The organism is Rhodococcus sp. Eu-32, from assembly GCF_003336925.1.
Taxonomy (GTDB): Bacteria; Actinomycetota; Actinomycetes; order Mycobacteriales; family Mycobacteriaceae; genus Rhodococcoides; species Rhodococcoides kyotonensis_B.
The window spans coordinates 40,474-47,200 of record NZ_QGNK01000032.1; the positions used below are offsets into that span (position 1 = coordinate 40,474).

Below are 6,727 nucleotides of genomic sequence, written 5' to 3' on the forward strand. Positions count from 1 at the left end.
GATACTCGTAATCGGCCGGCGCGTCGTCGCCTGAGCCGGTTCATTCCAACTCGCATCGACGCGCCACCCTCGTACAGCCTCGGCTGGCGGGGGTTTTTTCTTGCCCAGAGATCGTCCAGTACCAAAACCCTGAGGAAGCCGCAGTGAGCGCACCAACCGCACGCCCAGGGCCCACGACACGTAAGTCGGGGGCAGTCAGCAGCTCGTCGACGCAAGAGACGCCGACGGTAGGCATCGTCGAAGGATCTCGCCGTCAGGTCGCACCCGAAAAGGTGACCGGCGCGCAGTCCGTCGTCCGAGCGCTCGAGGAACTCGACGTCGACACGGTATTCGGTATTCCCGGCGGCGCCGTCCTTCCCGTCTACGACCCGCTCTTCGACTCGAAGAAGGTCCGCCACGTCCTCGTCCGGCACGAGCAGGGTGCAGGACACGCCGCAACGGGTTACGCCCAGGCAACCGGCCGCGTCGGTGTCTGCATGGCGACGTCCGGACCCGGCGCGACCAACCTCGTGACCCCGCTCGCCGACGCGCAGATGGACTCGGTCCCGGTCGTCGCGATCACCGGTCAGGTCGCCCGCAGCCTCATCGGCACCGACGGGTTCCAGGAGGCCGACATCTCCGGCATCACCATGCCGGTGACCAAGCACAACTTCCTGATCACCGACGGGGTCGACATCCCGCGGATCATCGCCGAGGCGTTCTACATCGCCGCGTCCGGTCGTCCGGGCGCTGTCCTCGTCGACATCCCGAAGGACATCCTGCAGGCGCAGACGACGTTCTCGTGGCCGCCGGAGATGCGACTGCCCGGCTACCGTCCGGTGACCAAGCCGCACGGCAAGCAGGTTCGCGAAGCGGCGCGCTTCATCGCCGACGCGAAGCAGCCCGTGCTGTATGTCGGCGGCGGTGTCATCAAGGCCAATGCGTCGGCCGAGTTGCTGGAACTCGCGGAGCTGACCGGCATTCCGGTCGTCACCACCCTGATGGCGCGTGGCGCGTTCCCCGACACGCACCAGCTGAACCTCGGCATGCCGGGCATGCACGGAACCGTTGCAGCCGTTGCGGCACTGCAGAAGAGCGACCTGCTCATCACGCTCGGCGCTCGTTTCGACGACCGTGTCACCGGCAAGCTGTCGTCGTTCGCGCCGAACGCCAAGGTCATTCACGCCGACATCGACCCGGCCGAGATCGGCAAGAACCGATACGCGGACGTGCCGATCGTCGGTGACTGCAAGGAGGTCGTCGTCGAGCTGATCGAGGCCATCCGCGCGGACCGTGCCACCGGCACGACGCTGGACCTCGCGGAGTGGTGGACCTACCTCGACGGCATCCGCAAGACGTACCCGCTGAGCTACGACCGTCCCCAGGACGGGAGCATGTCGCCGGAATTCGTCATCTCCGCGGTCGGCAAGGCCGCAGGTCCCGACGCGGTGTACTGCGCGGGCGTCGGCCAGCATCAGATGTGGGCGGCGCAGTTCATCGACTACGAGAAGCCGCGTACGTGGCTCAACTCGGGTGGTCTGGGCACCATGGGGTACGCGGTTCCCGCAGCCATGGGCGCCAAGATGGGCGTGCCGGACACCGAGGTGTGGGCGATCGACGGCGACGGCTGCTTCCAGATGACCAATCAGGAACTCGCCACGTGCGCGGTCGAGGGCATCCCGATCAAGGTCGCGTTGATCAACAACGGCAACCTCGGCATGGTTCGGCAGTGGCAGACGCTGTTCTACGAGGAGCGTTACTCCAACACGAACCTCGGAACCCATGGCACGCAGCGCATTCCGGACTTCGTCAAGCTGGCCGAGGCTCTCGGTTGCGTCGGAATCCGGTGCGAGCGCGAGGAAGACGTCGACGACGTCATCGCGCAGGCCCGGGCGATCACGGACCGGCCGGTCGTCATCGACTTCATCGTCGGTGCCGACGCGCAGGTCTGGCCGATGGTGGCCGCAGGCACGGGTAACGACGAGATCATGGCAGCACGCGGCATCCGCCCGCTGTTCGACGAGGACGAGGCCTCGGTCGCCGAGCCGGCCGTCATCCACGAAGCCATGAACCGCGAGCAGGCGCACGGTGAGGCGCTGTCCGCGAACGACGAGAAGGGCACCGCGAAGTGAGCACGAGTCATACCCTCAGCGTCCTCGTCGAGGACAAGCCAGGTGTGCTGGCCCGCGTCGCCGCGCTGTTCTCGCGTCGCGGATTCAACATCTCCTCGCTCGCCGTCGGCGGCACCGAGATTCCCGAGATCTCGCGCATGACCATCGTCGTGACCGTCGACGAATTCCCGCTCGAACAGGTGACGAAGCAGCTGAACAAGCTCATCAACGTCATCAAGATCGTCGAGCAGGACGACGACACGTCGGTGGCGCGAGAGTTGGTCCTGATCAAGGTGCGTGCCGACGCAAGCGTGCGGAGCGAGGTCATCGAAACGGTGAACCTGTTCCGCGCCAAGGTGATCGACGTGTCGCCCGAGTCCGTCACGGTCGAGGCGACGGGCACCCGCTCGAAGCTCGATGCGTTGCTGAAGATGTTGGACCCCTATGGAATTCGAGAAATAGTTCAGTCGGGAGTCGTTGCCGTCGGACGTGGACCGAAATCGATCACTGCCTCGCGCTAGCCGCGAGCAGTACAGCGTAAAACCCAAGAGGAAAGGTAATAACCAGTGGCAGTCGAGATGTTCTACGACGACGATGCTGATCTGTCGATCATCCAGGGCCGCAAGGTCGCGGTCATCGGCTACGGAAGCCAGGGCCACGCGCATTCGCTGAGCCTGCGCGACTCGGGCGTCGACGTCCGCATCGGCCTGAAGGAAGGCTCGAAGTCTCGCGCCAAGGCCGAGGAGCAGGGACTGACCGTCGGTACGCCGGCAGAGGTTTCCGCATGGGCCGACGTCATCATGGTGCTCGCACCCGACACCGCTCAGGCATCGATCTTCAAGGAAGAGATCGAGCCGAACCTGAAGGACGGCGACGCGCTGTTCTTCGGTCACGGACTCAACATCCACTTCGACCTGATCAAGGCTCCTGCCGGCGTCACGGTCGGCATGGTGGCCCCCAAGGGCCCCGGCCACCTCGTGCGTCGCCAGTTCGTCGACGGCAAGGGCGTTCCCGCGCTCATCGCCATCGATCAGGACCCGAAGGGCGAGGGCCAGGCGCTCGCGCTGTCGTGGGCCAAGGGCATCGGTGGCACGCGCGCAGGCGTCATCAAGACCACGTTCAAGGAAGAGACCGAGACGGACCTCTTCGGCGAGCAGGCTGTCCTCTGCGGTGGCACGGAAGAACTCGTCAAGACGGGCTTCGAGGTCATGGTCGAGGCCGGCTACGCACCCGAGATGGCGTACTTCGAGGTTCTGCACGAGCTCAAGCTCATCGTCGACCTCATGTACGAGGGTGGCATCGCCCGCATGAACTACTCGGTGTCCGACACCGCGGAGTTCGGCGGCTACCTTTCCGGCCCGCGCGTCATCGACTCGGGCACCAAGGAGCGCATGAAGGCGATCCTGGCCGACATCCAGTCCGGTGAGTTCACCCGTCGCCTCGTCGCCAACGTCGAGAACGGCAACACCGAGCTCGAAGGCCTGCGCAAGGCCAACGCCGAGCACCCCATCGAGGTCACCGGCAAGAAGTTGCGCGACCTGATGAGCTGGGTCGACCGTCCGATCACCGAGACGGCCTGATCCGTCGTACACGAGTGAAGGGCATCCGCGAGGGTGCCCTTCGCTCGTTCGGTGAGGGTGAACCCCGTGCTGTTCGCCCAGGCCATTAAACTTGTCCCGCACTCGCACTCTTTCACCAGCTCGAAACCGACATAGGGGAGTTCTTCACGTGAGCCAGCCAGGCCGTCCTGTCGTTCTGATCGCCGACAAACTTGCGCAGTCCACAGTCGAGGCCCTCGGCGACGGCGTCGAGGTCCGTTGGGTCGACGGCCCGGACCGCCCCGCCCTGCTCGCCGCCGTCCCCGAGGCCGACGCGATCCTCGTTCGCTCCGCGACGACAGTCGACGCCGAGGTACTCGCCGCAGGCACCAAGCTGAAGATCGTCGCCCGCGCAGGCGTCGGCCTCGACAACGTCGACGTACCGGCAGCCACCGAGCGCGGTGTCCTCGTCGTCAACGCACCGACGTCGAACATCCACACCGCTGCCGAGCACGCCGTGACGCTGCTGCTGTCCGCTGCGCGTCAGATCCCCGCCGCCGACAAGACGCTGCGTGAGCACGAGTGGAAGCGCAGCAAGTTCAACGGCGTCGAGATCTTCGGCAAGACCGTCGGCGTCGTCGGACTCGGCCGCATCGGCCAGCTGTTCGCGCAGCGCCTCGCCGCGTTCGAGACCCACGTCATCGCGTACGACCCCTACGTCTCCGCAGCACGCGCCGCACAGCTCGGCATCGAGCTCGTCAGCCTCGACGAACTGCTCACGCGCGCCGACATGTTCTCGGTGCACCTGCCCAAGACCCCCGAGACCAAGGGCATCATCGGCAAGGAAGCCCTCGCCAAGACCAAGCCCGGCGTCATCGTCGTCAACGCGGCTCGCGGTGGGCTCGTCGACGAGCAGGCTCTCGCCGACGCCATCACCAGCGGCCACGTCTTCGCTGCAGGCATCGACGTCTACGCCAGCGAGCCCTGCACCGACAGCCCGCTGTTCGAACTGCCCCAGGTCGTCGTCACGCCGCACCTCGGTGCGTCGACCACCGAAGCGCAGGATCGCGCGGGCACCGACGTCGCGAAGTCCGTATTGCTCGCTCTCGCAGGCGAATTCGTTCCCGATGCGGTGAACGTCAAGGGCGGCGCGGTCGGCGAGGAAGTGTCGCCGTGGCTCGACATCGTTCGCAAGCAGGGTGTCCTGCTCGGTGCGCTGTCCGACGAACTGCCGTCGTCGCTGTCGGTCGACGTCCGCGGTGAGCTCGCAGCCGAGGACGTCGAAATCCTCAAGCTGTCGGCGCTGCGCGGTCTGTTCTCCGCCGTCATCGAGGATTCGGTCACGTTCGTCAACGCACCCTCGCTCGCCGAGGAGCGCGGTGTCACCGCCGAGGTCACCACGGCACCCGAGAGCGAGAACCACCGCAGCGTCGTCGACATCCGCGCCGTCTACGGCGACGGCACCGTCCTCAACGTCGCGGGCACGCTCACCGGAACCCAGCAGGTCGAGAAGATCGTCAACATCAACGGACGCAACTTCGACCTGCGTGCCGAGGGCAAGAACCTCATCATCAACTACACCGACCAGCCCGGCAGCCTCGGCCGCATCGGCACACTGCTCGGCGACGCGGGCGTCGACATCCAGGCCGCGGCGCTCAGCCAGGACTCCGAGGGCGACGGCGCGACGATCCTGCTTCGCGTCGACAAGGACGTGTCCGCCGAGGTCAGCGCGAACATCGCCTCGGCGGTCGGTGCGTCGACCATCGAGCTCGTCGACCTGTCCTGATCGTCTCTCACATCCATTCGCTCGAACAGAACGAGGAGTCAATGAAGCTCGCCGTCATCGCTGGAGATGGAATCGGCCCCGAGGTCGTCGACCAGGCCCTGAAGGTGCTGGACGTCGTCGTCCCCGGCGTCGACAAGACCGAGTACGACCTCGGTGCTCGCCGCTACAACGCGACCGGCGAGCTTCTCCCGGATTCCGTTCTGGACGAGATCCGGGCGCACGACGCAATCCTGTTGGGCGCCATCGGCGATCCGTCCGTGCCCAGTGGTGTGCTCGAGCGCGGACTGCTGCTGCGCGCTCGGTTCGCACTGGACCACCACATCAACCTGCGTCCGGCCAAGCTGTACCCGGGTGTCGTCGGACCGCTCGACGGCAACAAGAACATCGACATCGTCGTCGTCCGTGAAGGAACCGAAGGCCCGTACACCGGCAACGGCGGTGCGCTGCGCGTCGGTACGCCGAACGAGGTCGCGACGGAGGTCAGCGTCAACACTCGCTTCGGTGTCGAGCGCGTGGTGCGTGACGGTTTCGCGCGGGCCATGGGTCGTCGCAAGCACCTGACGTTGCTGCACAAGACGAACGTGCTGTCCTTCGCCGGTAGCCTCTGGGCACGCACGGTCGACGAGGTTGCCAAGGAGTTCCCGGAGGTCGAGGTCGCCTACCAGCACATCGACGCCGCCATGATCCACCTCGTCACCGACCCCGGTCGTTTCGACGTCATCGTCACCGACAACCTGTTCGGCGACATCGTGACCGACCTGTCCGCAGCCGTCAGCGGCGGAATCGGTCTCGCGGCCAGCGGAAACATCGACGCGACGGGTGCGAATCCGTCGATGTTCGAGCCCGTTCACGGCAGCGCACCCGACATCGCGGGCCAGGGCAAGGCGGATCCCACGGCCGCAATCCTGTCGGTGTCGCTGCTCCTCGCACACCTCGGGGACACCGCGAACTCCGAGCGCGTCGAAGCTGCGGTGGCCGCGGACCTCGCGTCGCGCGGAACTGCTCCGGCCTCGACGTCGGAAATCGGTGACAGGATCGCGTCGAAGTTGTAGTCGGGCTGGGGGTGTGGTGCACTCTTGGTTCGAGCGAAGGCCTCCTTCGGTCACTCAGAGTGACCGAAGGGGGCCTTCGGTGTGTTCGGGCCCGGGCCGGGGTTCATCGACCGAATGTCACCCTCGGTCGCTGTGGGCGGTTTCAAGCTGTCGCTGCACCAATGAGCTCTGCGAACTTTTCCAACGGTGGTCTGTAGCCTAGCGTCGCCCTGGGGCGCTCGTTCAATTCCAGGGTGACGCGGCGCAGTTCCTCGGGTGAAT

5 protein-coding genes are annotated in these 6,727 nt (G+C 65.9%); all 5 read left to right on the forward strand.

Annotation, left to right across the window (positions count from 1 at the left end):
- The first annotated feature begins 143 nt into the window (after positions 1 to 143).
- The 5 genes from DK926_RS25065 (at position 144) to DK926_RS25085 (ending at position 6,466) form a co-directional block, all read left to right on the forward strand.
- Positions 144 to 2,111, forward strand: coding sequence for an acetolactate synthase large subunit (locus DK926_RS25065; RefSeq protein ID WP_068428439.1), 1,968 nt, complete (start codon positions 144 to 146; stop codon positions 2,109 to 2,111).
- Positions 2,108 to 2,611 (forward strand): acetolactate synthase small subunit, encoded by a 504-nt coding sequence (ilvN, locus tag DK926_RS25070; protein WP_068428441.1) that lies wholly within the window; start codon positions 2,108 to 2,110, stop codon positions 2,609 to 2,611. Before DK926_RS25065 ends, ilvN begins: the two co-directional genes overlap by 4 nt.
- Positions 2,612 to 2,668: 57 nt before the next feature.
- Positions 2,669 to 3,670 carry a ketol-acid reductoisomerase gene (ilvC, locus tag DK926_RS25075; protein ID WP_174551464.1) on the forward strand — a complete coding sequence of 334 codons (1,002 nt, stop codon included), beginning with the start codon at positions 2,669 to 2,671 and terminating at the stop codon, positions 3,668 to 3,670.
- 148 nt (positions 3,671 to 3,818) lie between these two features.
- The gene (gene serA / locus DK926_RS25080) at positions 3,819 to 5,414 is read left to right on the forward strand and encodes a phosphoglycerate dehydrogenase (protein ID WP_114332652.1); all 1,596 of its coding nucleotides are present in this window, start codon (positions 3,819 to 3,821) and stop codon (positions 5,412 to 5,414) included.
- Positions 5,415 to 5,455: 41 nt separating this feature from the next.
- Positions 5,456 to 6,466: a 3-isopropylmalate dehydrogenase gene (locus DK926_RS25085; protein WP_114332653.1), complete on the forward strand. Its 1,011-nt coding sequence runs from the start codon at positions 5,456 to 5,458 to the stop codon at positions 6,464 to 6,466.
- The last annotated feature ends 261 nt before the right edge of the window (positions 6,467 to 6,727 follow it).